Genomic DNA, 24,637 nt, shown 5'->3' with positions numbered 1-24,637 from the left:
CCTAGTCGGGGTTGATGACAGATTGGCGATTTTTGTTGCTCATGAAACCGCCATCGCTGGCAAGCCAGCTCCCCCAGGTTGCACAGGTGTTCACAAAATTTGTATCCACTAAAGAACCCTGTGGGAGCTGGCTTGCCAGCGATGGGGCCAGTCAGGCCTCCGCCAAAGCCTTGGCCAGCCGCTTGGCCCGAGCCCCCGCCGCCAACTGCATCACGCCCTGATCGCGCTGCCACATCGCCGCCCACTCGGGATCACTGGCGGCCAGCGCCTGATCGATTTCGGTCTTGAGCGATTCAAACTGCGCAAACAACCCACCGAGCAACACATGCCCCGGCGGATTGTTCGGCGGCTGCCGGCTCGCTTCCGCACACCCGGCCAACAGCGCGAGCAAGCGCAATTGCAGTTGCTGCGGCCAGTCGCTGTCCTGCCCGACGCCATACAGCCACGCGGTCACTGCGCTCAAGACATAGACATCTTCAAGGGTGCGAAACGGTTTGACGTAAGCGTCCCAACCGTCGCCGGCAAGCAGTTCGCACATCGCGCCGTCGAGGTGCAAGCGACCGTGGCTGATGTCCGGCATCAACGGCAGTGCCGGCAGCTTTTCCACGGTCACGCCGGGTTCGCCGGGATACACCACCGCCAGGCTCAGTTGCGGTGCCTCGCCGGGTTCCTCACTGCGCGCGGCGATCAATAACCAGTCCGCCGCATCACCAGCGGTGACAAAGTCCTTGCGCCCACTCAGACGCAAATCGCTCAACCGCGTCTGCATGTCCGCCGGGCGCAAGCTGCGCTGTTCGGTCGCACACAACGCGCCCAGGCTCAGCGGCGCACTCGGCCACAACATGCGCAACGCCGCTTGATAACCGACCAGAAATGCCAGCCCCGGCGTCGCCATCCGCCGCCCGCCCGCGGCAGCCAATTGGAACGGCGTGACGTTGCCCAGTTGATGCAACAACGTCGCAAAACCTTCGGCAAGGTCAGCAACGGCGGGCAATCGTTCACGGCTGTGCAGCAGATCTGGCCAGGGCATAAGAGGCTCCTTGTGGGCTGTCATATAAGCATCACCAAAGGTTCATGGCGATGACACCGGGGCTACATAGCCTGACTTTGCACAACACGGCTGCATAAAGAAAGTCGATCGGCTGCAACCCACGACGGGTTAAAGGCCCGTACGGAGATTCACATGACTCAGATCGCCCGCATCAGCGACACCGGCAATGAACGCCGCCTGCAAGCCGAACGCCTGATCGGCGCCGAGGCCTTGCAGCAAGCCCAGGCCTTGCGCTTCAGCGTTTTCAGTGGCGAGTTCAACGCCAAACTGAAAGGCGCGGAACTGGGTCTGGACATGGATGATTATGATGTTCACTGCAGCCACATCGGCGTGCGTGATCTGAACACCGGGCGCCTGGTGGCGACCACCCGTTTGCTCGATCACACCGCCGCCAGCAGCCTGGGCAAGTTCTACAGCGAAGAAGAATTCAGCCTGCACGGCCTCGCTCATCTACAAGGCCCGATCCTTGAAATCGGCCGCACCTGCGTTGACCCGGCCTACCGCAATGGCGGCACCATCGCCGTGCTTTGGGGGGAGTTGGCCGAAGTGTTGAATCAGGGTGGCTACAGCTACTTGATGGGCTGCGCGAGCATCCCGATGCAGGACGGCGGCATTCAGGCTCACGCGATCATGCAACGCCTGCGCGAACGTTATCTGTGCACCGAGCATTTACGCGCCGAACCGAAAAATCCGCTGCCGACGCTGGATATCCCCTCCAACGTGATTGCGGAGATGCCACCGCTGCTCAAGGCCTACATGCGTCTGGGCGCGAAGATCTGTGGCGAGCCGTGCTGGGACCAAGACTTCCAGGTGGCAGACGTGTTCATCCTGCTCAAACGCGACGAACTCTGCCCGCGCTACGCCAAGCATTTCAAGGCGGCCGTGTGATGAGCCGGTTGCGGGTGTACGCGCGGATTGCGCGAGTGCTGCTGGTGGTCTCGCTGGGCTTGAGCATGGCCAGCGTCTTCGGTGTGTTTGAACGGATTGGCCTGGCGCATTCGATGGAGCGTCGCCAGCGCTGGTCGCGGTTTTTTATGGCGCGCCTGAGCAACGCCCTGCCCTTTCGCGTGACAGTTCACGGTGAATTGCCGAAGCAGCCGATGCTGTGGGTCAGCAACCATGTGTCGTGGACCGATATCCCGCTGCTGGGCATGCTCACGCCGTTGTCGTTTCTGTCCAAGGCCGAAGTGCGTACCTGGCCGGTGGCCGGTTGGCTCGCGGCGAAGGCTGGCAGCCTGTTCATCCGTCGCGGTTCGGGCGACAGTCAGTTGATCCGCAAGCAGATGACCCGTCACCTGCAAAGCGATCATTCGCTGCTGATGTTCCCGGAAGGTACGACCACGGACGGGCGCTCGCTGCGCACGTTTCACGGTCGCCTGCTGTCGGCGGCAATTGATTCGGAGGTGATGCTGCAACCGGTGGCGATTCGTTATTTGCGCGACGGTGAGATCGATTCGCTGGCGCCGTTCATTGGTGACGATGATCTGCTGTCGCACCTGATGCGTTTGTTCAGCAACGATTGCGGCGATGTCGAAGTGCATCTGCTCAAGCCGATTGCCTGCCAGGGCCGGGAGCGTGCGGCGCTGGCGTTTGACGCACAGCAGGCGGTGCAGAAGGCGTTGTTTGGCGCGATTCCGGAAAAGCAACAAACCCCGATGCGCCCGGCCATCGCCGCCTGAAATACAAACGCTAAAATCACCCTCGGCCCCTGTGGGAGCTGGCTTGCCAGCGATAGCGGTAGACCAGCCGACACGACTGTTGAATGTGCCGACGCCATCGCTGGCAAGCCAGCTCCCACAGGGATTCAGGGTGTTGTTGAAGATTGTGCGAAGTCTTGCAATTGCGGATAGAACAACGCGAAGTCCTCACTTAACGGCTCATACAACCGCCGCAATTCCTGCATTGCCCCTGCCAGTTCCTCCGGCTTCGTCAGCCGCCGTGAGATACCGCGCAACACCTGCTCCAGCACTTCAAACTCGCGGTACGAACCCAACCAGTCATTGGCGACCATGTGCGGGGCGATCTTCGCCAGGCGTTCGGGCAATTGCCGTTCACGGGACAGCACCCGATAGACGTCCGCGGTGAACTGCTCCAGCGGTTGATCGGCATACAAGCGCCAGTCCCGCGCCAGGCAATGGTCGAAAAACACATCGAGGACGATCCCGGCATACCGCCGTCGAGTCGCGGAAAACCGCCCAAGCGCGATGTCCACCAACGGATGGCGATCGGTGAACACGTCAATCCGTCGATGCAGTTGAATCGCCGCTTCAACCTGCGGCGCAAACTGCCCTTGCAGCCGCCCTTTGACGAAATCGCCATACAGACTGCCGAGTAATTGCTCGGGGCGCTGGCCACCGAGGTGCAAATGTGCGAGATAGTTCATGGGCGCAGCTTAGCACTGCGCGCTTTCATCGCTACACCCAACGTATCGTTATAACCCGATATACCGATTTATGCGGTCGTCAGATCAAATTCATATTGGTATATCGCGAAGTACCGATTTAAAGTTCGCCTCATCGCGATATAGCGCTACAGACATCACGAGCCCCAAGCCATGAACATCGACCTCGACGAAATAATAAAAGCCCTGGCACACCCAGTACGGCGAGACATCCTCATCTGGCTGAAAGACCCCAAAGCCCAGTTTCCGGAACAGATCCACAACCACGAGTACGGCATCTGTGCCGGGCAGATCGACCAACGCTGCGGCCTGTCGCAGTCGACCGTATCGGCGCACCTGGCCACCCTGCAGCGCGCCGGGTTGATCAGCAGCCAGAAGGCCGGTCAGTGGCACTTCTTCAAACGCAACGAGGACGTGATTCAGGCGTTCCTCGACGCCATCGTCAAAGAGCTCAGCGCTCCCACAAGGAATTGATTCAAATGCCCCTCTCGCTACTCATTCTGGCCTTGAGCGCCTTCGCCATCGGCACCACCGAGTTCGTCATCATGGGCCTGCTGCCCGATGTGGCGGCCGACCTCGGTGTGTCGATTCCCGGCGCCGGCTGGCTGGTGACCGGTTACGCCCTGGGCGTGGCCATCGGTGCACCGTTCATGGCACTGGCCACCGCCAAATTGCCGCGCAAGGCTGCACTGGTTGCGTTGATGGGCATTTTCATTATCGGCAACCTGCTTTGTGCGCTGGCCAGTGACTACAACGTGCTGATGTTCGCCCGTGTCGTCACTGCCCTGTGCCACGGTGCGTTCTTCGGTATCGGTTCGGTGGTCGCGGCAGGTCTGGTAGCGCCGAACAAACGCGCCTCGGCGGTCGCTTTGATGTTCACCGGTCTGACCCTGGCCAACGTCCTCGGCGTGCCGCTGGGCACTGCACTGGGTCAGGAAGCCGGCTGGCGTTCGACCTTCTGGGCAGTGACCGTGATCGGTGTGATCGCGCTGATCGGTCTGATCCGCTTTCTGCCGGCCAAGCGTGACGAAGAAAAACTCGACATGCGCGCCGAACTCGCCGCGCTCAAAGGCGCCGGTATCTGGCTGTCGCTGAGCATGACCGCGCTGTTCGCCGCCTCTATGTTCACCCTCTTTACCTACGTCGCGCCGTTGCTCGGCGACGTCACCGGCGTTTCGCCAAAAGGCGTGACCTGGACCTTGCTGTTGATCGGCCTCGGTTTGACCGTCGGCAACATCATCGGCGGCAAGCTGGCCGACAAACGCCTCGGCGCCACGCTGATCGGCGTGTTCGTGGCGATGGCGGTGGTCTCCACCGTGCTGAGCTGGACCAGCGTCGCGCTGATCCCGACCGAAATCACCCTGTTCCTCTGGGCCACCGCCTCCTTCGCGGCAGTGCCGGCCCTGCAAATCAACGTGGTGACCTTCGGCAAGGCTGCACCGAACCTGGTTTCGACCCTGAATATCGGTGCTTTCAACGTCGGCAACGCGCTTGGTGCCTGGGTCGGCGGCAGCGTCATCGCCCACGGTTTCGGCCTGACCAGCGTGCCTTTGGCCGCAGCCGCTCTGGCGGTGCTCGCCCTGCTGGTGACCCTGATTACTTTCCGTCAGAACGGCAATGCCGAGCTGGCCCCCGCGACCAACTGATTAACCACTTCACTACGAGGGTTGTATTTCATGGCAACAATTTTCGATCCGATCAAACTGGGCGACGTCGAGCTGTCGAACCGCATCATCATGGCCCCGCTGACCCGCTGCCGCGCCGACGAAGGCCGCGTACCGAACGCGCTGATGGCCGAGTACTACGTACAGCGTGCCTCCGCAGGCCTGATCCTCAGCGAAGCCACTTCGGTGACGCCAATGGGCGTTGGCTACCCGGACACCCCGGGCATCTGGTCCAACGATCAAGTGCGCGGCTGGGCTAACGTGACCAAAGCCATTCACGCTGCCGGCGGCAAGATTTTCCTGCAACTGTGGCACGTCGGCCGGGTTTCCCACCCGTCGTACCTCAACGGTGAAGCGCCGGTTGCACCGAGCGCGGTTCAAGCGAAAGGTCACGTCAGCCTGGTGCGCCCACTGTCCGACTACCCGACCCCGCGCGCTTTGGAAACCGCTGAAATCGCCGACATCGTCGACGCCTACCGCACCGGTGCCGAGAACGCCAAGGCCGCTGGTTTTGACGGCGTGGAAATCCACGGCGCCAACGGTTACCTGCTCGACCAGTTCCTGCAAACCAGCACCAACCAGCGCACCGACAACTACGGCGGCTCCCTGGAAAACCGTGCACGTCTGCTGCTGGAAGTGACTGACGCGGCGATCGACGTCTGGGGCGCCGGCCGTGTCGGTGTGCACCTGGCACCGCGCGCCGACGCTCATGACATGGGCGATGACAATCTGGCTGAAACCTTCACTTATGTGGCGCGTGAGCTGGGCAAACGTGGCATCGCGTTCATCTGCTCCCGCGAGAAAGAAGGCGCCGACAGCCTCGGCCCACAACTCAAAGAAGCCTTCGGCGGCCCGTACATCGCCAACGAACGCTTCACCAAGGACAGCGCCAACGCGTGGCTGGCCAGCGGCAAGGCTGACGCGGTGGCGTTCGGTGTACCGTTTATTGCCAACCCGGATCTGCCGGCACGTTTGCAGGCCGATGCGCCGTTGAATGAGCCGCGTCCAGAGTTGTTCTACGCCAAGGGCCCGGTCGGCTACATCGACTACCCGACGCTGTAAGCGCTATTCAGTACAAAGCAGCAAAAACGCAAAAGCCCCCGACTTGTGAGAGCCGGGGGCTTTTTTGTGTTCGCCTGGAGATTGATTGCGCGGCTGATTAAGTAGCCCCTCATCGGAACGCCGCCCGCCCAGCCCTCTCCCGAGGGAGAGGGAGCCGATCTGTGTGCTTTTCAGATCTGGAGTTGGACCTGATATCCCAGGTCGGTGTATCTCGAAAGAACACCTCGGTCAGTCCCCTCTCCTTCAGGGAGAGGGCTTGGGTGAGGGCAAGCAGGCACATTCGTTCACACAGGAGACACAAATTCCCTACAAAATCCGTAGCTCGCTACGTATAAACTCCGCGCCTCAAACGTTTATAAAAGCAGGCCAGTTGACATAAGCTGCGCCAATTGCTCTTTTCTTTCATTTGCGCAGGCTGGGGCTCAGGCGCAGCATATCCAGCCCAGTGTCGACCCAGCGCTCGGCTTCGGCATGCAGTTCAAAACTGTCCGGCGCCAACAGCCAGCCGTACAGGAGGCCATCGATATAGGCATGAATGCTGATGGCCGCACGGGCAGTGTCGAGATCTTCCGGCAACTGGCCGCGATTCACCGCATTACGCAGGGTCAGCCCGATACGCAGATTGCAATCGAGACTGGCCGCCCGGCGCTGCTGGCGCAAATCGCACATTTCATCGGTGAACTCGCACTTATGAAACAGAATTTCGTTGATGCGTCGGGTCTTCGGATCCAGCGCAACTTGATGAAACAAATGAATCAGCAATTTGCGCATGCAGCCCAGCGGGTCCAGTTCGTCCTCGCTTTCGCTGGCTTTTGCCAGTTCATCCAGCGGCTCATGCAAGCTGTCGAGCATGGCTTGGACCAGATCGGCTTTGTTGCTGAAATGCCAATAGATCGCGCCGCGTGTGACACCGGCCATGGTCGCGATGTCCGCCAACGTCGTACGAGCGACGCCCCTTTCATAAAAGGCTTTCTCTGCCGCTTCCAGGATCTGGCTGCGGGTTTCTTGAGCTTCCTCTTTGGTACGACGGACCATGGCAGTAAAACCTCAAACAGGATGTTTCAGGGATGGCTGAATATCCGCTGAATAAAAAGGGGGCGATCTCTTCGCGAATCGACTCCCCGGCCTACAATTTCGAACCTTGCAACGACTTTTGTAACAGGGTGGGTACGCGGCCAAGGTGTTTACAAACAACCATGAACGTAAGTATATTCCTTAGCAAGCTACTTATCCACCCGACACTCTTTTTTTACCCTTCCACACTTCTTGTGCGTTTTTTGCGCGCCTGACCCGAGGATCTTCATGCAATTCAAGCCAGCTGTTACCGCTCTGGTCACTGCCGTCGCCCTGGCATCGCTGCTCAGCGGATGTAAAAAGGAAGAAGCGGCACCGGCCGCTCCGCCCCCTCAGGTCGGCGTCGTCACCCTGCAACCACAAGCGTTTACCCTCACGTCAGAACTGCCGGGCCGCACCAGTGCGTTCCGCATTGCTGAAGTTCGACCGCAGGTCAACGGCATCATTCTCAAGCGTCTGTTCAAGGAAGGTGCCGACGTCAAGGCTGGTCAGCAGCTCTATCAGATCGATCCATCGGTCTATGAAGCGACCCTGAAAAGCGCTGAAGCCAACCTGCGTTCGACCAAATCGATCTCCGACCGCTACAAGCAACTGGTCGATGAACAGGCTGTGAGCCGTCAGGAATACGACACCGCACTGTCCAACCGTCTGCAATCGGAAGCTTCATTGCAGAGCGCGCAGATCAACGTGCGTTACACCAAGGTCTACGCGCCGATTTCAGGCCGTATCGGTCGTTCTTCGGTCACCGAAGGTGCATTGGTCAGCAACGGCCAGACTGACGCCATGGCAGTGATCCAGCAACTGGACCCGATCTACGTCGACGTCACGCAGTCGTCGGTTGAACTGCTGGAACTGCGTCGCGAGCTGGAAAGCGGTCGTCTGCAAAAATCCGGCGACAACGCTGCAGCGGTCAAGCTGACCCTGGAAGACGGCAGCCAGTACAAGCTCGACGGTAAGCTGGAATTCTCCGAAGTATCGGTCGACCCGACTACCGGTTCCGTGACCCTGCGCGCCGTGTTCCCGAACCCGGATCACACCTTGCTGCCGGGCATGTTCGTCCACGCCCAATTGCAGGCTGGTGTGAACAGCGCCGCGATCCTCGCCCCGCAGCAGGGTGTGACCCGCGACCTCAAAGGCACACCGACCGCACTGGTCGTTGGTCCGGACAACAAGGTCGAGTTGCGTCAGCTCAAGGCCAGCCGCACCGTCGGCAGCCAGTGGCTGATCGAAGACGGACTGAAGGCCGGCGATCGTCTGATCACCGAAGGCCTGCAATTCGTCAAGCCCGGTGCCGAGGTCAAACCGACCGAAGCGACCAATGTCGGCGCAAAGAACCCGGCCCCCGCACAGGCAGCTGACAAAGCCGCCGGCGGCAAAGGGGAGTAACCCATGTCAAAATTCTTCATCGACCGTCCGATTTTCGCCTGGGTAATTGCCCTGGTGATCATGCTGGTCGGGGCACTATCGATCCTCAAGTTGCCGATCAACCAGTACCCGAGCATTGCGCCACCGGCCATTGCAATCTCCGTGACCTACCCGGGTGCTTCGGCGCAAACCGTGCAGGACACCGTGGTCCAAGTGATCGAGCAGCAGCTCAACGGTATCGACAACCTGCGTTATGTATCGTCGGAAAGTAACTCCGACGGCAGCATGACCATCACCGCGACCTTCGAGCAAGGCACCAACTCCGACACCGCACAGGTACAGGTTCAGAACAAGCTGAACCTGGCGACCCCGCTGTTGCCGCAGGAAGTGCAGCAACAAGGTATCCGTGTGACCAAGGCAGTGAAGAACTTCCTGCTGGTGATCGGCGTTGTGTCACGTGACGGCAGCATGTCCAAGGACGACCTGTCCAACTACATCGTGTCGAACATGCAAGACCCGATCTCGCGCACCGCCGGTGTCGGTGACTTCCAGGTCTTCGGTGCCCAGTACGCGATGCGTATCTGGCTCGACCCGGCCAAGTTGAACAACTTCAACCTGACCCCGGTCGACGTGAAAACCGCCATTGCGGCGCAGAACGTCCAGGTCTCGTCAGGTCAGCTCGGCGGCTTGCCGGCCGTGCAAGGTCAGCAACTGAACGCGACGATCATCGGCAAGACCCGTCTGCAAACCGCCGAGCAGTTCAAGGAAATCCTGCTCAAGGTCAACAAGGACGGCTCGCAGGTTCGCTTGAAAGACGTCGCCGACGTTGGCCTGGGTGGTGAAAACTACGCGATCAGCGCCCAGTTCAACGGCAGCCCGGCTTCCGGTCTGGCAGTGAAACTGGCCAACGGCGCCAACGCCCTGGACACGGCCAAGGCCCTGCGCACCACCATCGACAGCCTCAAGCCATTCTTCCCGCAAGGGATGGAAGTGGTATTCCCGTACGACACCACTCCAGTGGTGACCGAGTCGATCAAGGGTGTGGTTGAAACCCTGGTCGAAGCGATCGTGCTGGTATTCCTGGTGATGTTCCTGTTCCTGCAGAACTTCCGCGCCACCGTCATCACCACGATGACCGTGCCGGTGGTATTGCTCGGTACGTTCGGCATCCTCGCCGCCGCCGGTTTCAGCATCAACACCCTGACCATGTTCGGTATGGTGCTGGCCATCGGCTTGCTGGTGGACGATGCCATCGTCGTGGTGGAAAACGTCGAACGGGTGATGGCTGAGGAAGGGCTGTCTCCGAAGGAAGCGACCAAAAAGTCCATGGGCCAGATCCAGGGCGCACTGGTCGGTATCGCCCTGGTACTGTCGGCAGTACTGCTGCCGATGGCGTTCTTTGGTGGCTCGACCGGCGTGATCTACAAGCAGTTTTCGATCACCATCGTCTCGGCCATGGCCCTGTCGGTGCTGGTAGCTCTGATCTTCACTCCGGCGCTCTGCGCGACCATGCTCAAACCGATTCCTCATGGTGAGCATGGCACGCCGAAAAAAGGCTTCTTCGGCTGGTTCAACCGCAACTTCGACCGTAGCGTCAAAAGCTACGAGCGCGGCGTCGGTAACATCCTGCGTCAAAAGGTCCCGTATTTACTGGCCTACGCGCTGATTCTGATCGGCATGATCTGGCTGTTCATGCGTATTCCTTCGTCCTTCCTGCCGGAAGAAGATCAGGGCGTACTGTTCGCTCAAGTGCAGACCCCGGCCGGCTCAAGTGCCCAGCGCACTCAGGTGGTCGTGGATGAAATGCGTGAGTACCTGCTGCGGCCGACCAAGGATGGCGGTGAAGGTGACACGGTAGCATCGGTGTTCACTGTAACCGGCTTCAACTTCGCCGGCCGTGGTCAAAGCTCGGGTATGGCGTTCATCATGCTCAAGCCATGGCACGAACGTGACGCCGACAACAGCGTGTTCAAACTGGCCGCTCGCGCCCAGCAGCACTTCTTTACCTTCCGTGATGCGATGGTGTTCGCCTTCGCCCCGCCGGCGGTACTGGAATTGGGTAACGCCACCGGTTTCGACGTGTTCCTGCAAGACCGCGCCGGTATTGGTCACGAAAAGTTGATGGAAGCACGCAACCAGTTCCTCGGCATGGCGGCGCAGAGCAAGGTGCTGTCGCAGGTGCGTCCGAATGGTCTGAACGACGAGCCGCAGTTCCAGCTCGAAATCGATGACGAGAAGGCCAGTGCCCTCGGCGTTACCATCAGCGACATCAACAACACCTTGTCGATTGCCTTGGGCAGTAGCTACGTCAACGACTTCATCGACCGCGGTCGGGTGAAAAAGGTGTACGTGCAAGGCCAGCCGGATTCGCGCATGAACCCGGAAGATCTGAAGAAGTGGTACGTACGCAACGCCAGCGGCACCATGGTTCCGTTCTCGGCGTTCGCCAAGGGCGAGTGGATCTACGGCTCGCCCAAGCTCTCACGCTATAACGGCGTAGAGGCGGTGGAAATCCTCGGTGCTCCGGCTCCGGGTTACTCCACGGGTGAAGCCATGGCTGAAGTCGAAGCCATCGCGGCGAAACTGCCAAAAGGTGTCGGTATCTCCTGGACCGGTCTGTCCTATGAAGAGCGTCTGGCAGGTTCGCAAGCCCCGGCCCTGTTCGCGCTGTCGTTGCTGATGGTATTCCTGTGTCTGGCGGCACTGTATGAGAGCTGGTCGATTCCGATTGCTGTCGTACTCGTGGTGCCGTTGGGGATCATTGGTGCCTTACTGGCGACCAGTCTGCGCGGTCTGTCCAACGACGTGTACTTCCTGGTGGGTCTGTTGACGACCATCGGTCTGGCGGCGAAAAACGCCATTCTGATCGTCGAGTTCGCCAAGGAGCTGCACGAACAGGGCGCCAGCCTGCGTGACGCAGCTATCGAGGCTTGCCGCATGCGTCTGCGTCCGATCATCATGACCTCGCTGGCGTTTATCCTCGGTGTGGTACCGCTGGCAATTTCCACCGGCGCGGGCTCAGGTAGCCAACACGCCATCGGTACGGTGGTAATCGGCGGTATGATCACCGCCACGATCCTGGCGATCTTCTGGGTCCCACTGTTCTTCGTCACGGTTTCGTCCATGGGCCAGCGTAAAAACGCCGACCAGGATGAAACTAAAGAAACTCCTAAAGAGGCTGGCCAATGAGCAAGTCGCTACTCTCCCTCGCAGTCGCCGCCTTCGTGCTGAGCGGTTGCTCGCTGATACCTGATTATCAGCAGCCTGAGGCTCCGGTCGCAGGCCAGTACCCGCAGGGCCCGGCGTATTCGCCGGCCCAGGCACCGGCGCAAGCCGCTGCCGAGCAGGGCTGGAAGCAGTTTTTCCATGACCCGGCCCTGCAACAGCTGATCCAGGTCTCGCTGGAAAACAACCGCGACCTGCGTGTCGCGGCACTGAACATCGACGCTTATGCGGCTCAGTACCGCATCCAGCGCGCCGACCTGTTCCCGGCGGTTTCGGCCAATGGCAGCGGCAGTCGTCAGCGTCTGCCGGCGCGTGCGTCGCAGACCGGCGAGTCGATGATCAGCAGTTCCTACTCCGCCACGGTCGGCGTCAGTGCCTACGAACTCGACCTGTTCGGTCGGGTTCGCAGCCTGAGCGAACAAGCGCTGCAACAATACTTCGCCACTGAAGAAGCGCGCCGCAGCACCCAGATCAGCCTGGTCGCCAGCGTCGCCAATGCTTACCTGACTTGGCAAGCCGACAAGGAACTGCTGAAGCTGACGCAAGACACCCTCGGTGCCTTCGAAGAAAGCTACAAGCTGACCAGCCGCAGCAACGAAGTCGGTGTCGCCTCGGCGCTGGATCTGGCGCAGTCGCGTACCTCGGTGGAAAACGCCCGTGCACAACTGGCCAAGTACACCCGCCAGGTGGCGCAAGACGAAAACAGCCTGACCCTGCTGCTCGGCACCGGCATCCCGGCCAACCTGCAAGCGGCCAAACCGCTGTCGGATGATCTGCTCAGCGACGTACCGGCCGGTCTGCCTTCGGACCTGCTGCAACGTCGTCCGGACATCCTCCAGGCCGAGTACAACCTGAAGGCCGCCAACGCCAACATCGGCGCCGCCCGTGCCGCGTTCTTCCCGAGCATCAGCCTGACCGCCAACGCGGGCAGCCTGAGCCCGGACCTGTCCGGTCTGTTCAAGGGTGGTTCGGGGACGTGGCTGTTCCAGCCGCAGATCAACCTGCCGATCTTCAACGCCGGCAGCCTGCGCGCCAGCCTCGACTACGCCAAGATCCAGAAGGACATTGGCGTGGCGAACTACGAAAAGGCAATTCAAACCAGCTTCCAGGAAGTCGCCGATGGCCTGGCCGCACGCCAGACCTACACCGAGCAGTTGCAAGCGCAGCGTGATTTCGTTCAGGCCAACCAGGATTACTACCGCCTGGCCGAACGTCGTTACCGCATCGGCGTCGACAGCAACCTGACCTTCCTCGATGCCCAGCGTCAGTTGTTCAGCGCGCAACAGGCGCTGATCACCGACCGCCTCGCGCAGCTGACCAGTGCGGTCAACCTGTACAAGGCCCTGGGCGGTGGCTGGAATGCGCAAACCGCGCAGAACGAACCGCTAAAAGAAGAAGCGCCGAAGATGAAGCTGTTCTGATCATCATCAGGTGAACACAAGGAGCCCACCGATTGGTGGGCTTTTTGTTGCCTGCCATAAAGTTGTATTGCCTGAACTGGCCCCATCGCTGGCAAGCCAGCTCCCACAGGTTTTGTGGTGTTCTCAATTTCTGCATCCAGCCAGATCACTGTGGGAGCTGGCTTGCCAGCGATGAGGCCCGCACAGCCGCCGCAAAATCATCATCAATCTTGGTTCGATAATCGCCCAGAACCCGCTTTCTCCGATTGAAACCACGCCTGCGCGCCCCGCACCATTCGTCCCACAAAACCAATAACAACAGGTTCGACACCATGCCCCCGCGCCCTGCCCTGTCCGGCTGATCTCTGCCGCCTCGTCCCGAATCTGCATAACCCTGTCTGCCCCGCAAACGGCGGCAACGGGACTCGTTCGACCCAAAAAAATAACAAAGAGATCCTGCGATGACACATCCCACTGCGCCGTACGCATTCCCCGGCCTGATCGCCCTGGCCCTCGCTGGCGCTGCCCTGCCCGCTGCCGCTGAAGAAGGCGGTTTTATCGAAGGGGCCAAGGTCAATCTCAACCTGCGCAACTTCTACATCAACCGCAACTTCACCAACCCGACCAAAGCCCAGGGCAAAGCTGAAGAGTGGACGCAGAACTTCATCCTCGACGCCAAATCCGGTTTCACCCAAGGCACCGTCGGTTTCGGCATGGACGTGCTCGGCCTGTATTCGGTGAAGCTCGACGGCGGCAAAGGCACCGGCGGCTCGCAGTTGTTGCCGCTGGATCACGACGGTCGCCCGGCGGACAACTTCGGTCGTACCAACGTCGCTTTCAAGGCGAAGCTGTCGCAGACCGAAGTGAAGGTTGGCGAATGGATGCCGGTGCTGCCGATCCTGCGTTCGGATGACGGCCGCTCGCTGCCGCAAACCTTTCGTGGCGGCCAGATCACCTCCAGGGAAATCGACGGCCTGACCCTCTACGGCGGCCAGTTCCGCGCCAACAGCCCGCGCGACGACAGCAGCATGAGCGACATGTCGATGTTCGGCAAAGCCGCGTTCACCTCCGATCGCTTCAACTTTCAGGGCGGTGAATACGTTTTCAACGAAAAACGTACGCAGATCGGTGTGTGGAATGCCGAGCTCAAGGACATTTACAGCCAGCAATACGTCAACTTGGTCCACAGCCAGCCACTCGGTGACTGGACACTGGGCGCCAACCTCGGTTTCTTCTACGGCAAGGACGACGGCAGCGCCCGCGCCGGTGATCTCGATAACAAGACCTGGTCCGGCATGTTCTCGGCCCGATACGGCGGCAACACCTTCTACGTCGGCCTGCAAAAGCTCACAGGCGACAGCGCGTGGATGCGCGTCAACGGCACCAGCGGCGGCACCTTGGCCAACGACAGTTACAACTCAAGTTATGACAACGCACAGGAACGCTCCTGGCAGGTACGCCACGACTACAACTTTGCCGCACTTGGCATCCCCGGTCTGACCCTGATGAACCGCTACATCAGCGGCGACAACGTGCACACCGGCACCATCACCGATGGCAAGGAATGGGGCCGCGAATCAGAACTGGGTTACACCGTGCAGAGCGGCACGCTCAAGGACCTCAACGTCAGATGGCGCAACTCGACCATGCGCCGGGACTTCAGCAACAACGAGTTCGATGAGAACCGCCTGATCATCAGCTACCCGATCAGCCTGCTCTAACCTCAATCCCCTGGAGCTGCCGCAGGCTGCGATCTTTTGATTTTGTTTTTAAGACCGAAAGATCGCAGCCTGCGGCAGTTCCTGCATAAAAGGTGATATCAGCGAGCCATCCGTCAGGAGCGCTGGCACTTTGTTCGACGTCGGGTAGAGTTGAAAAAACCTGAAGGACTCAGGCGTACGACCTCTCCCACTTCCGTTATCTGTTGATGTTGGTCCCCAAGACTTGAGCCAGGCTGTCATCGGAAGACAATGCTGATCACCAGAGGACCCCCTCATGATCACCCGACTCAATGTAGCTCCCGACTGGGACGCCAAGGCGTACCAGCAGTTTTCCCGTCTCAGGCAACGCCCGGTCAATGAATTGCTCGACCGTGTCGAACTGCACAACCCCAAACATATTTATGACCTCGGCTGCGGCACCGGTATTGCCACGCAGTTGTTGGCCCAGCGCTGGCCGCGTGCACAGCTGCAGGGCGTCGACAGCTCGCGACAAATGCTTGATGAAGCCCGCTGCCTGCCGATTCACGCATCGTGGAAACACTGCGATCTGCTCGAATGGCAGCCTGAACAACCGGCGGATCTATTGCTCGCGGCGGCCGTGCTGCATTTCATCGGCGACCACGACACCTTGCTGCCGCGCTTGCTCGGCCAGCTCAATCGCGGCGGCTGCCTGGCGGCGCACATGCCGGACTGGCGCGATGCGTTGTGGTATCGGCTGATGCTCGACACGCTGGACGATGCCGGCCCCGGCGGCACACCGCTGGGTTCGCCGCAATTGCGCCAACGCATGGCGGCGCGGCCGCTGTTGGCGCTGGAGGATTACTATCGCCTGCTCGCGCCGTTGACCGAATCGCTGGATATCTGGGAGACCGAGCAATTGCAGGTGGTCGACGGGAAGTCGCCGGTGTATGACTGGGTCAAGGTGTCGGCGTTGCGCCCGGTGATGCAGGCGCTGAATTCAGAGGAGCAGTCGCGATTTATCTATCACTACCTGATGCGGGTGCATGAGCATTATCCGCAAGAGGCGGATGGGCATACGTTGTTTGCGTTCAAGCGGATATTCATTGTGGCCACGGTGTGATGCATTACGGCGACTACCGCCATCGCTGGCAAGCCAGCTCCCACAGGTTTTTGGGTTGTTCACAAATTTTGGGTACACCCGAGAACACTGTGGGAGCTGGCTTGCCAGCGATGGCGTCAGCCCGGACAACACCTATTCCCGGGATTCGACACCCAGCTCATCCCACACCGATTCCGCCAGATGAAACGTCGCATTCGCCGCCGGAATCCCGCAATAAATCGCACTCTGCATGATCACTTCCTTGATCTCGCCACGGCTCACGCCGTTATTGGCGGCCGCGCGCAGGTGCAGTTTCAGTTCGCCCTCACGGTTCATGCCAATCAGCATGGCAATGGTGATCAGGCTACGGGTGTGCCGAGGCAAACCCGGGCGGGTCCAGATATCGCCCCAGGCGTGACGGGTGATCATCTCCTGAAATTCGCTATTGAACTCGGTGAGCGTGGTCAGGCTGCGATCGACGTGGGCATCGCCCAACACTGCGCGGCGCACCTGCATGCCGTCGTCGTAACGTTGTTTCTCGTCCACAGAAATCCCCTTATGAAGCGTTCAGAAACGCCAACACACGATCACTGAAATCGGCGCCGGCCTGCACGTTGGAAAGATGCGCCGCATAGAACTCGGCATACTCGGCGCCGCGTACATGCTCCTGAATGAAATGCCCGCCGGACGGCGGCGTGACCGCGTCTTCGCTGCCGGCAATCACCAGCAACGGCACGTTGATCGAAGCCAGTTGATCACGGAAATCGGCATCGCGTACCGCCGCGCAATTGGCCGCGTAACCTTCAGGCGAGGTCGCGGCGAGCATGTCGGTGATCTGCTTGGCCGCCGCCGGATGAGCCGCCGAGAAGTCCGGGGTAAACCAACGGGCAATCGAGGCATCACGCAGGGCAACCATTGCCGCCGGACCGTCGCGCAGCACGGTTTCGATGCGTGGATTCCACACTGACGGATCGCCGATTTTTGCCGCCGTGTTGCAGACGATCAGTTTGTGCAGGCGATGCCCGGCATTGATACCCAGCCACTGGCCGATCAATCCGCCCATCGACAATCCGCAGAAATGCGCGCGCTCGATGTGCAGCGCATCCAGCAGCCCGAGGACGTCATGGCCCAGTTGCTCGATGCTGTACGGCCCCGGCGTCACCAACGATTGACCGTGCCCACGGGTGTCGAAACGCAGCACACGAAAATTTTCGGTGAACGCCGGCATCTGCGCGTCCCACATGTGCAGGTCGGTGCCCAGCGAGTTGGACAGCACCAGCACCGGCGCATCGACCGGGCCTTCAATCTGAGGCCCTTGAATTTGATAGTGCAGTTCGCCATCGGCGAGTTGAACGAAAGCCACAGCCCTCTCCTTCAGACAGACAATGCGTGATGTTCGGCCACCGCACGCTCGACCCAGACTTGCGCCTGACCGAGGTAATGGGCGGGATTCAACAGATGATCCAGTTCGGCGCTGCTCAGTTCGGCGGTGACCGCCGGCTCATCACCGAGAACTGCGCGCAAGTGGCGTTGCTCGGCCACCGCGCGCTTGCAGCATTGTTCGAGCAGGTGATGCGCGGTATCGCGGCCGACCCGTTGCGCGAGGACGATGCTCACCGCTTCGGCCAGCACCAGCCCTTGGGTCAATTGGAGATTGCGTGCCATGCGTGCGGCATCGACTTCCAGGCCATCAGCCAGCAGGCGCGCCTGCTGCAGCGACCCCGAGACGACGCAGCAAATCTCCGGCAAGGTTTCCCATTCGGCATGCCACAGACCGAGGCTGCGTTCGTGCTCCTGCGGCATCGCGCTGAACAGCGTCGACACCAGCCCCGGCACTCGCGCTGCCGCGCCGATCAGCACCGCCGCGCCGACCGGGTTGCGTTTGTGCGGCATGGTCGAAGAACCGCCCTTGCCCGGCGCCGACGGTTCAAAGACTTCCGCCGCCTCGGTCTGCATCAACAGGCTGACGTCGCGGCCGAGTTTGCCGAGGCTGCCGGCGATCAAACCGAGCACCGCGCCGAACTCAACGATGCGATCACGCTGGGTGTGCCACGGTTGTTCCGGCAAGGTCAGTTGCAGTTCTTGCGCCAAGGCTTCGGCAATCGGCAACGCCTGCTTGCCAAGCGCCGCGAGGGTTCCGGACGCGCCGCCGAATTGCAGCACCAGCAGGCGCGGCTTGAGTTCGCGCAGACGCTGACGGCTGCGAGTCACTGCGCCAAGCCAACCGGCGATTTTCATGCCGAGAGTCACCGGGGTTGCGTGTTGCAGCCAGGTACGGCCGGCCAACGGGGTCGCGGCGTGACGTTGGGCCTGAGTCGCAAGAGCATCGGCCAGTTGTGCCAGATCGTTTTCGATCAGTTGCAGCGCCTGACGCAATTGCAGGACCAGCCCGGTATCCATCACGTCCTGACTGGTCGCGCCCAGATGCACATAGCGCTCGGCCTCGGCATCCGTGGCGGCGATCTGCTTGCCCAGGGCCTTGACCAGTGGAATCGCCGAATTGCCCGCCGTGGCAATCGCCTCGCCCAACGCGGCGAAGTCATACAAACCGGCGCGGCAGGCATTTTCAATAGGCGCCACCGCGTGTGACGGGATCACCCCGACCCGCGCCTCGGCCCGGGCCAGCGCCGCTTCGAAGTCGAGCATCGCCTGCACGCGGCCCTGATCGCAGAACACGTCGCGCATATCGCGGGCAGTGAAGTAGGCATCGAACAATTGATTGCCCGGTCGCTGAGTCATAAACAGTCCTTGCCGGCGCGGGCCATGACGGCCCGCGCGCATCGGTTTAGAGATCGTGGTGCAAATACGCCGCCTGTTTCGGCAAGCGCAAACTGAACAGGAACGCGACGGCCATCATCACCGTGACGTACCAGTAGAAGGCGTTTTCCATGCCCCCGGCTTTCAGGCTCAGGGCCACATATTCTGCCGAACCGCCAAAGATCGCGTTGGCCACGGCATAGGCCAGACCGACGCCGAGGGCGCGGACTTCCGGCGGGAACATTTCGGCTTTCACCAGACCGCTGATCGAGGTGTAGAAACTGACGATGGCCAGCGCCACGGTGATCAGCACAAAGGCCAGGATCGGACTGCTGACGCTTTTCAGGCTCAACAGGATTGGCACGGTAAACAGCGTACCGAGCGCGCCGAACCAGAGCATCGAGTTACGTCGACCGATCTTGTCGGCGAGCATGCCGAACAGCGGCTGCATGCACATATAAAGGAAGAGCGCGCCGGTCATGATGTAGCTGGCGGTCTTGGCGTGCATGCCGGCGGTGTTCACCAGATATTTCTGCATGTAGGTGGTGAAGGTATAGAAAATCAGCGAGCCACCAGCGGTGTAGCCGAGCACGGTGATGAACGCGGCTTTGTGGTCACGGAACAACGCACGAATGCTGCCGGCGTCCTTGTTCTCGCGCATTTCCTTGCTGGTGGTTTCTTTCAACGAACGGCGCAGGAACAGCGAGATCACCGCCGCGACCGCACCGACCACAAACGGAATCCGCCAGCCGTAGGCACGCAGTTCGTCTTCGCTGAGGAACTGTTGCAGGATCACCACCAGCAATACCGCCAGCAGTTGCCCGCCAATCAGCGTCACGTACTGGAACGAGGCGAAAAAACCGCGCTGGCCCTTGAGCGCGACTTCACTCATGTAAGTCGCGGTGGTGCCATATTCACCGCCGACCGACAGGCCTTGCAGCAGACGTGCAAACAGCAACAACAACGGCGCCCAGACACCGATGGTGTTGTAGGTCGGCAAGCAGGCGATGAGCAACGAACCGAAGCACATCATCAGCACCGAAATCATCATCGAGGTCTTGCGGCCCTTCTTGTCTGCCAGACGCCCGAAAATCCAGCCACCAATCGGGCGCATCAGGAAGCCGGCGGCGAACACGCCTGCGGTGTTGACCAGTTGCACCGTCGGGTTATCGGAAGGGAAAAACGCCGGGGCGAAATAGATCGCGCAAAAGGCGTAGACGTAGAAGTCGAACCATTCGACGAGGTTGCCGGACGAAGCGCCGACAATGGCGAAGATGCGCTTGCTGCGCTCTTCGCCGGTGTAATGGGAGGTGATGGTTGTCATTGTTTTTCACTCGATAGGGACAGTGAGAGTCTAGACATACTTTGCAACAGTCCCGTTCCACATCCTGTATTGATCGTTCCCACGCTCTGCGTGGTAACGCATCCCGTGACGCTCCGCGTCACACTGGACGCAGAGCGTCCATGGCGGCATTCCCACGCAGAGCGTGGGAACGATCAGTAGGCAGCGATCAATAATCGAAGAACACCGTCTCTGCGTCAGTGCCCTGCAAAATCACATTCCACTGATACACCCCCGCCGCATCCGGCTTCGCCAGCAAGGTCGCGCGGCGCTCGGCCGGCACACACTCCAGCAACGGATCATTCACGTTCGCCGGCTCCCCTTCAAAGTAAATCCGCGTCAGCAAATGCTTCACCAAACCCCGCGCAAACACCAACACCACCAAGTGCGGCGCCTGGGTCGAGCCCTTCAGGCCTTCAACCGTGCCCGGTTTGATCGTGGTGAAACGGAAACGCCCTTCGGCATCCACCGGTACCCGACCGAACCCCTCGAAGTGCGGGTCCAGCGGCTTGGCCTGCTCATCTTCCGGGTGGTCATATTTGCCGGCGGCGTTGGCCTGCCAGACTTCGAGCATGGCGTCGTTGACCACATCGCCGTTGCCGTCAACGACTTGGCCGGTGATCGCCACGCGCTCGCCGAGGGTTTGTTCGACCGCGAGGTTTTCGCGGTTCAGCCAGGTCAGACCGATGTGGTAGTACGGCCCGACGGTGTGGGACGTGGTGGCAGTCAGGGTCATCTTATTTCTCCATCGGCGTGGCGTCGCGGCCACGCAAGACGATGTCCCAGCGGTAACCGAGGGCGTAGGACGGAATGGTTTTTTCCAGATCGAAACTGGCGATCAGGCGTTCCTTGGCCGAAGTGTCCGGCACGCAGTTGTAGATCGGGTCGTAGGCCAGTAGCGGATCGCCGGGGAAGTACATCTGCGTCACCAAGCGAGTAAGGATGCTCGGCCCGAACAACGAAAAATGAATGTGCGCCGGGCGCCACGCGTTGTGGTGGTTGCCCCACGGATAGGCGCCGGGCTTGATGGTCTGGAACTGATACCAGCCATCGGCGTCGGTCACGGTGCGGCCAGTGCCAGTGAAGTTCGGGTCCAGCGGCGCGTCGTGCAGGTCGCGCTGGTGGTTGTAGCGGCCGGCGGCGTTGGCCTGCCAGATCTCCACCAGAATCCCCGGCACCGGCAGACCGTTTTCGTCGAGCACACGGCCGTGAATGATGATCCGCTCGCCCAACGGTTCGCCGCTGTGCTGCGCGGTCAGGTCATTGTCTTTCTCGGCGACGCGTTCGGCACCGATGGTCGGGCCGGTGATCTCCGACAACGAATGCGGCAGAAACACCAACGGCTTCGATGGCGAGCGCAGATTGGTGGATTGATACGTCGGGTGCAGGTACTCAGGCTGAGTGCCTTCCTGCGGACGACGGTAACCAGGCTTGTCAGACATGTCGCTTTCCTCTGTTCTTTTTCGTCACGGCTTGCGTCAGACGCGTTCGATGGCCAGGGCCAGACCTTGGCCAACACCGACGCACATGGTCGCCAGACCTTTCTTGCCGCCGGTCTTTTCCAGCTGATGCAGCGCGGTCAGCACCAGACGCGCGCCGCTCATGCCCAACGGGTGACCGAGAGCAATCGCGCCGCCATTCGGGTTGACCTGCGCCGCGTCATCCGCCAGCCCCAGTTCACGCAGCACTGCCAAGCCTTGGCTGGCGAAGGCTTCGTTGAGTTCGATCACATCAAAATCGCTGACCGCCACACCGAGACGCTCGGTAAGTTTGCGCACCGCCGGCACCGGGCCGATGCCCATCACCCGTGGCGCGACACCGGCGCTGGCCATGCCGAGCACTTTGGCGCGAGCGGTCAGACCGTGTTTTTTCACCGCTTCGGCGGATGCGAGAATCAGCGCGGCGGCGCCGTCATTAACCCCGGAAGCATTGCCGGCGGTGACGGTTTTGTCCGGGCCGTTGACCGGTTTCAGTTTGCTCAGCGCTTCGAGTGTGGTGTCGGCACGTGGATGTTCGTCCTGGCTGACCACGGTTTCGCCTTTTTTGTGGGCGATGCGCACTTCGACGATTTCTTCGGCGAAGTAGCCAGCGGCCTGCGCGGCAGCGGTGCGTTGCTGACTGCGCAAGGCGAAAGCGTCCTGATCCTCGCGGGACACTTCATAGTCATCGGCGACGTTGTCGGCGGTCTGCGGCATCGCGTCGACGCCGTATTGCGCCTTCATCAACGGATTGATGAAACGCCAGCCGATGGTGGTGTCTTCCAGTTTCATGTTGCGCGAAAACGCCGCGTCAGCCTTGCCCATCACGAACGGTGCGCGGGACATCGACTCGACGCCGCCGGCAATCGCCAGCTCCATTTCGCCGCTGGCGATGGCACGGAATGCGGTGCCGATCGCGTCCATTCCCGAAGCGCAGAGGCGATTGAGGGTCACGCCCGGCACGCTGTCCGGCAGACCCGCCAGCAGCAGCGCCATGCGTGCGACGTTGCGGTTGTCTTCGCCGGCCTGGTTGGCGCAGCCGAGAAACACCTCGTCGATTGCATTCCAGTCCACCGATGGATTGCGCTCCATCAGCGCCTTGATCGGCACAGCGGCCAGATCATCGGCACGAACGGCAGACAGTCCACCGCCGAAACGGCCGATGGGGGTACGAATCGCGTCGCAGATATAAACGTCACGCATCATGCTTCTCCCGGTGCCTGACCATGGGCCGCAGCGGTGCGCGCTTCGAGATCACGCAGTGCGGTCAACTCGACTTCCGTCGGTTCAGCGGTGGTGGCTACGTCATCGGCAAAACGGATCGCCCAACCGGTAGCGGCGACCACTTGCTCGCGGGTCACGCCTGGGTGCAGTGCGGTGACCACAAATTCGTGGGTGCCTTCTTCCGGCTCCATGATGCACAGATCGGTGATGATCCCGACCGGCCCGGCGCCCGGCAGGCCCAGACGTTTACGCGAATCGCCGCCCTCGCCATGACCGACCGAGGTGATGAAGTCGAGCTTGTCGACAAACGAACGCGCCGACTGTTTAAGGATGATCAACACGCTTTTCGCCGAACCGGCAATCTCCGGCGCGCCACCGGCACCCGGCAGACGCACTTTCGGCGCATGGTAATCGCCGACCACGGTGGTGTTGATGTTGCCGAAACGGTCGACCTGCGCGGCGCCGAGAAAACCGACGTCGATGCGTCCGCCCTGCAACCAATAGCGAAAAATCTCACCGGTCGGGACGACAGTGTCGGCGGTCTCCGCCAGTTCGCCGTCACCGATGGACAGCGGCAGTACGCTCGGCTTGGCGCCGATCGGGCCCGATTCGTAGATCAACACTACGTCCGGCGACGACGTCAGGCGTGCCAGGTTCGCAGCTTTCGACGGCAGGCCGATGCCGACGAAGCACACCGAACCGTTCTTCAGGCGACGGGCTGCGGCGACGGTCATCATTTCATTGGTGGAGTAAGTCATTATTTGGCCTCCGAAGCAGCGGCCAACTTGGCCTGAAACTCGCTGAAGTCAGCGCAGCCATGGATGTATTCGTTGATCCACGCGGTAAACGTCTCACGGTCGCGGGCGATCGGGTCCCACGCCTGATAGAAACGGTTGTCGCGTTCGGTGTAACCGTGGGCGTAGGACGGATGCGCACCGCCGGGTACATGGCAGACCGCGCTCAAGGCCCAGGTCGGCAGTACGCAGGCGTTCATCGGCGCGTTGAGGTTGTCGACGATTTCCTCGACGGTGACGATGCAGCGCTTGGCGGCCAGCGCCGCTTCTTTCTGCACGCCGAGAATGCCCCACAACAGCACGTTGCCTTGGCGATCGGCTTTCTGTGCGTGGATCACGGTCACGTCCGGACGCACCGACGGCACGGCCGCCAGCACTTCACCGGTGAATGGACAGGTGACGCTTTTGATCAGCGGATTGACCTTTGGCAGGTCGGAGCCGGCGTAGGCACGCAGCACCGCGAACGGCAGGCCGGAAGCGCCAGCTACGTAGGCATTGGCCAGATCGGCGTGGGAATGTTCTTCGATTTCCAGCGGGTGCGGCCATTGCTTCTCGACCGCGTCACGCAGACGGTGCAGCGAACCTACACCCGGATTGCCGCCCCAAGAGAAGATCAGTTTGCGAGCGCAACCGGCGCCGATCAGTTGGTCGTAGATCAGGTCAGGCGTCATCCGCACCAGGGTCAGATCTTTCTTGCCCTGACGAATGATTTCATGACCTGCCGCCGTAGGGATCAGGTGAGTGAAGCCTTCGAGCGCGACGGTGTCGCCGTCGTTGACGAATTGCTTCACCGCGTCGTGCAGCGAAAGGATCTCAGCCATGGAGCGGGCTCCCGTTTTTGTAATGAATCGCCAGTGATAAAAAGGCGCGAGGTTCAGCGCCGGAGTCACTGCAGATTAAGCCGCTGAAAATCACCAAACAATCCGATAATCGACTGAGTGTTCGTTTATCGAACAGATTGTTATCAACCTAACAATGATCGTTCCCACGCTCCGCGTGGGAACGATCATGCGCTGAAA

At 60.7% G+C, this 24,637-nt stretch carries 22 protein-coding genes; 10 read left to right on the top strand and 12 right to left on the bottom strand.

Going from position 1 to position 24,637, the window contains the following annotated elements; translation table 11 throughout:
- Positions 1–151 precede the first annotated feature (151 nt).
- Positions 152–1,030: an acyl-CoA dehydrogenase middle domain-containing protein gene (locus tag KI231_RS06860; protein WP_213027794.1), complete on the bottom strand. Its 879-nt coding sequence runs from the start codon at positions 1,028–1,030 to the stop codon at positions 152–154.
- 153 nt (positions 1,031–1,183) lie between these two features.
- On the opposite strand from KI231_RS06860, the gene olsB reads away from it, so the two are divergent.
- Positions 1,184–1,939, top strand: a complete 756-nt coding sequence (gene olsB, locus KI231_RS06855; protein WP_213027793.1) for an L-ornithine N(alpha)-acyltransferase — start codon at positions 1,184–1,186, stop codon at positions 1,937–1,939.
- The gene (locus KI231_RS06850) at positions 1,939–2,730 is read left to right on the top strand and encodes a lysophospholipid acyltransferase family protein (protein ID WP_103307014.1); all 792 of its coding nucleotides are present in this window, start codon (positions 1,939–1,941) and stop codon (positions 2,728–2,730) included. Before olsB ends, KI231_RS06850 begins: the two co-directional genes overlap by 1 nt.
- A 125-nt stretch (positions 2,731–2,855) precedes the next feature.
- On the opposite strand, the gene KI231_RS06845 is transcribed toward KI231_RS06850, so the two are convergent.
- Positions 2,856–3,434 carry an acyl carrier protein phosphodiesterase gene (locus KI231_RS06845; protein WP_103307016.1) on the bottom strand — a complete coding sequence of 193 codons (579 nt, stop codon included), beginning with the start codon at positions 3,432–3,434 and terminating at the stop codon, positions 2,856–2,858.
- A gap of 171 nt (positions 3,435–3,605) precedes the next feature.
- Here KI231_RS06845 and KI231_RS06840 point away from each other — a divergent pair, with 171 nt between their 5' ends.
- Genes KI231_RS06840 through KI231_RS06830 form a run of 3 tightly spaced genes read left to right on the top strand, consistent with a single transcriptional unit; the run spans position 3,606 to position 6,178 of the window.
- Positions 3,606–3,926 (top strand): ArsR/SmtB family transcription factor, encoded by a 321-nt coding sequence (locus KI231_RS06840; RefSeq protein ID WP_103307017.1) that lies wholly within the window; start codon positions 3,606–3,608, stop codon positions 3,924–3,926.
- A gap of 5 nt (positions 3,927–3,931) precedes the next feature.
- Complete coding sequence (locus tag KI231_RS06835) at positions 3,932–5,098, top strand: MFS transporter (RefSeq protein WP_213027792.1); 1,167 nt, start codon at positions 3,932–3,934, stop codon at positions 5,096–5,098.
- Between the two features lie 30 nt (positions 5,099–5,128).
- The gene (locus KI231_RS06830; protein ID WP_213027791.1) at positions 5,129–6,178 is read left to right on the top strand and encodes an alkene reductase; all 1,050 of its coding nucleotides are present in this window, start codon (positions 5,129–5,131) and stop codon (positions 6,176–6,178) included.
- A 402-nt stretch (positions 6,179–6,580) separates the two neighbouring features.
- On the opposite strand, the gene emhR is transcribed toward KI231_RS06830, so the two are convergent.
- Entirely contained in the window at positions 6,581–7,213 is a 633-nt protein-coding gene (emhR, locus tag KI231_RS06825) for an efflux system transcriptional repressor EmhR (protein ID WP_103307022.1), read from the bottom strand.
- 267 nt (positions 7,214–7,480) lie between these two features.
- On the opposite strand from emhR, the gene emhA reads away from it, so the two are divergent.
- From emhA to KI231_RS06800, 5 genes are all read left to right on the top strand, one after another.
- On the top strand, positions 7,481–8,638 hold the full coding sequence (gene emhA, locus KI231_RS06820) for an efflux RND transporter periplasmic adaptor subunit EmhA (protein WP_103307024.1): 1,158 nt from the start codon (positions 7,481–7,483) through the stop codon (positions 8,636–8,638).
- A 3-nt stretch (positions 8,639–8,641) separates the two neighbouring features.
- The gene (emhB, locus tag KI231_RS06815) at positions 8,642–11,806 is read left to right on the top strand and encodes an efflux RND transporter permease subunit EmhB (protein ID WP_213027790.1); all 3,165 of its coding nucleotides are present in this window, start codon (positions 8,642–8,644) and stop codon (positions 11,804–11,806) included.
- On the top strand, positions 11,803–13,263 hold the full coding sequence (gene emhC / locus KI231_RS06810) for an efflux RND transporter outer membrane subunit EmhC (RefSeq protein ID WP_213027789.1): 1,461 nt from the start codon (positions 11,803–11,805) through the stop codon (positions 13,261–13,263). The genes emhB and emhC overlap by 4 nt, the downstream gene beginning before the upstream one ends.
- A gap of 440 nt (positions 13,264–13,703) precedes the next feature.
- Entirely contained in the window at positions 13,704–14,963 is a 1,260-nt protein-coding gene (locus KI231_RS06805) for an OprD family porin (RefSeq protein ID WP_213027788.1), read from the top strand.
- Between the two features lie 274 nt (positions 14,964–15,237).
- A complete protein-coding gene (locus KI231_RS06800; protein ID WP_213027787.1) occupies positions 15,238–16,044 on the top strand; it encodes a methyltransferase domain-containing protein in 807 nt (268 codons plus the stop codon).
- A 132-nt stretch (positions 16,045–16,176) separates the two neighbouring features.
- Here KI231_RS06800 and pcaC read toward each other — a convergent pair whose 3' ends face one another.
- The 9 genes from pcaC to KI231_RS06755 form a co-directional block, all read right to left on the bottom strand.
- Positions 16,177–16,569, bottom strand: coding sequence for a 4-carboxymuconolactone decarboxylase (pcaC, locus tag KI231_RS06795; protein WP_025110738.1), 393 nt, complete (start codon positions 16,567–16,569; stop codon positions 16,177–16,179).
- 10 nt (positions 16,570–16,579) lie between these two features.
- Entirely contained in the window at positions 16,580–17,386 is an 807-nt protein-coding gene (gene pcaD, locus KI231_RS06790; RefSeq protein WP_213027786.1) for a 3-oxoadipate enol-lactonase, read from the bottom strand.
- Positions 17,387–17,397: 11 nt separating this feature from the next.
- Positions 17,398–18,762: a 3-carboxy-cis,cis-muconate cycloisomerase gene (locus KI231_RS06785; protein ID WP_213027785.1), complete on the bottom strand. Its 1,365-nt coding sequence runs from the start codon at positions 18,760–18,762 to the stop codon at positions 17,398–17,400.
- A 46-nt stretch (positions 18,763–18,808) separates the two neighbouring features.
- On the bottom strand, positions 18,809–20,104 hold the full coding sequence (locus KI231_RS06780) for an MFS family transporter (protein WP_213027784.1): 1,296 nt from the start codon (positions 20,102–20,104) through the stop codon (positions 18,809–18,811).
- Positions 20,105–20,291: 187 nt separating this feature from the next.
- Positions 20,292–20,858, bottom strand: a complete 567-nt coding sequence (gene pcaG, locus KI231_RS06775; RefSeq protein ID WP_213027783.1) for a protocatechuate 3,4-dioxygenase subunit alpha — start codon at positions 20,856–20,858, stop codon at positions 20,292–20,294.
- Between the two features lies 1 nt (position 20,859).
- Entirely contained in the window at positions 20,860–21,564 is a 705-nt protein-coding gene (gene pcaH, locus KI231_RS06770) for a protocatechuate 3,4-dioxygenase subunit beta (protein ID WP_213027782.1), read from the bottom strand.
- Between the two features lie 36 nt (positions 21,565–21,600).
- Positions 21,601–22,806, bottom strand: a complete 1,206-nt coding sequence (gene pcaF / locus KI231_RS06765) for a 3-oxoadipyl-CoA thiolase (protein ID WP_213027781.1) — start codon at positions 22,804–22,806, stop codon at positions 21,601–21,603.
- A complete protein-coding gene (locus tag KI231_RS06760) occupies positions 22,803–23,585 on the bottom strand; it encodes a CoA-transferase subunit beta (RefSeq protein ID WP_177431468.1) in 783 nt (260 codons plus the stop codon). The genes pcaF and KI231_RS06760 overlap by 4 nt, the downstream gene beginning before the upstream one ends.
- Positions 23,582–24,439 carry a CoA transferase subunit A gene (locus KI231_RS06755; protein WP_103307044.1) on the bottom strand — a complete coding sequence of 286 codons (858 nt, stop codon included), beginning with the start codon at positions 24,437–24,439 and terminating at the stop codon, positions 23,582–23,584. Before KI231_RS06755 ends, KI231_RS06760 begins: the two co-directional genes overlap by 4 nt.
- Positions 24,440–24,637 lie beyond the last annotated feature (198 nt).

The sequence above is a fragment of the Pseudomonas sp. Seg1 genome (assembly GCF_018326005.1).
Taxonomy (GTDB): domain Bacteria; phylum Pseudomonadota; class Gammaproteobacteria; order Pseudomonadales; family Pseudomonadaceae; genus Aquipseudomonas.
The sequence above is the reverse complement of the archived record's forward strand: the minus strand, read 5'-3'. Positions and strand labels throughout refer to the sequence as shown.

Excerpts from the sequence above, each read along its gene's own strand:
- pcaF (WP_213027781.1), bottom strand. The coding sequence starts at position 22,806 with ATGATGCGTGACGTTTATATCTGCGACGCGATTCGTACCCCCATCGGC.
- KI231_RS06845 (WP_103307016.1), bottom strand. The coding sequence starts at position 3,434 with ATGAACTATCTCGCACATTTGCACCTCGGTGGCCAGCGCCCCGAGCAA.
- KI231_RS06840 (WP_103307017.1), top strand. The coding sequence starts at position 3,606 with ATGAACATCGACCTCGACGAAATAATAAAAGCCCTGGCACACCCAGTA.
- KI231_RS06830 (WP_213027791.1), top strand. The coding sequence starts at position 5,129 with ATGGCAACAATTTTCGATCCGATCAAACTGGGCGACGTCGAGCTGTCG.
- emhC (WP_213027789.1), top strand. The coding sequence starts at position 11,803 with ATGAGCAAGTCGCTACTCTCCCTCGCAGTCGCCGCCTTCGTGCTGAGC.
- KI231_RS06785 (WP_213027785.1), bottom strand. The coding sequence starts at position 18,762 with ATGACTCAGCGACCGGGCAATCAATTGTTCGATGCCTACTTCACTGCC.
- emhA (WP_103307024.1), top strand. The coding sequence starts at position 7,481 with ATGCAATTCAAGCCAGCTGTTACCGCTCTGGTCACTGCCGTCGCCCTG.
- KI231_RS06800 (WP_213027787.1), top strand. The coding sequence starts at position 15,238 with ATGATCACCCGACTCAATGTAGCTCCCGACTGGGACGCCAAGGCGTAC.
- KI231_RS06780 (WP_213027784.1), bottom strand. The coding sequence starts at position 20,104 with ATGACAACCATCACCTCCCATTACACCGGCGAAGAGCGCAGCAAGCGC.
- KI231_RS06755 (WP_103307044.1), bottom strand. The coding sequence starts at position 24,439 with ATGGCTGAGATCCTTTCGCTGCACGACGCGGTGAAGCAATTCGTCAAC.
- KI231_RS06860 (WP_213027794.1), bottom strand. The coding sequence starts at position 1,030 with ATGCCCTGGCCAGATCTGCTGCACAGCCGTGAACGATTGCCCGCCGTT.
- KI231_RS06805 (WP_213027788.1), top strand. The coding sequence starts at position 13,704 with ATGACACATCCCACTGCGCCGTACGCATTCCCCGGCCTGATCGCCCTG.
- emhB (WP_213027790.1), top strand. The coding sequence starts at position 8,642 with ATGTCAAAATTCTTCATCGACCGTCCGATTTTCGCCTGGGTAATTGCC.
- KI231_RS06835 (WP_213027792.1), top strand. The coding sequence starts at position 3,932 with ATGCCCCTCTCGCTACTCATTCTGGCCTTGAGCGCCTTCGCCATCGGC.
- olsB (WP_213027793.1), top strand. The coding sequence starts at position 1,184 with ATGACTCAGATCGCCCGCATCAGCGACACCGGCAATGAACGCCGCCTG.
- KI231_RS06850 (WP_103307014.1), top strand. The coding sequence starts at position 1,939 with ATGAGCCGGTTGCGGGTGTACGCGCGGATTGCGCGAGTGCTGCTGGTG.
- pcaG (WP_213027783.1), bottom strand. The coding sequence starts at position 20,858 with ATGACCCTGACTGCCACCACGTCCCACACCGTCGGGCCGTACTACCAC.
- emhR (WP_103307022.1), bottom strand. The coding sequence starts at position 7,213 with ATGGTCCGTCGTACCAAAGAGGAAGCTCAAGAAACCCGCAGCCAGATC.
- pcaH (WP_213027782.1), bottom strand. The coding sequence starts at position 21,564 with ATGTCTGACAAGCCTGGTTACCGTCGTCCGCAGGAAGGCACTCAGCCT.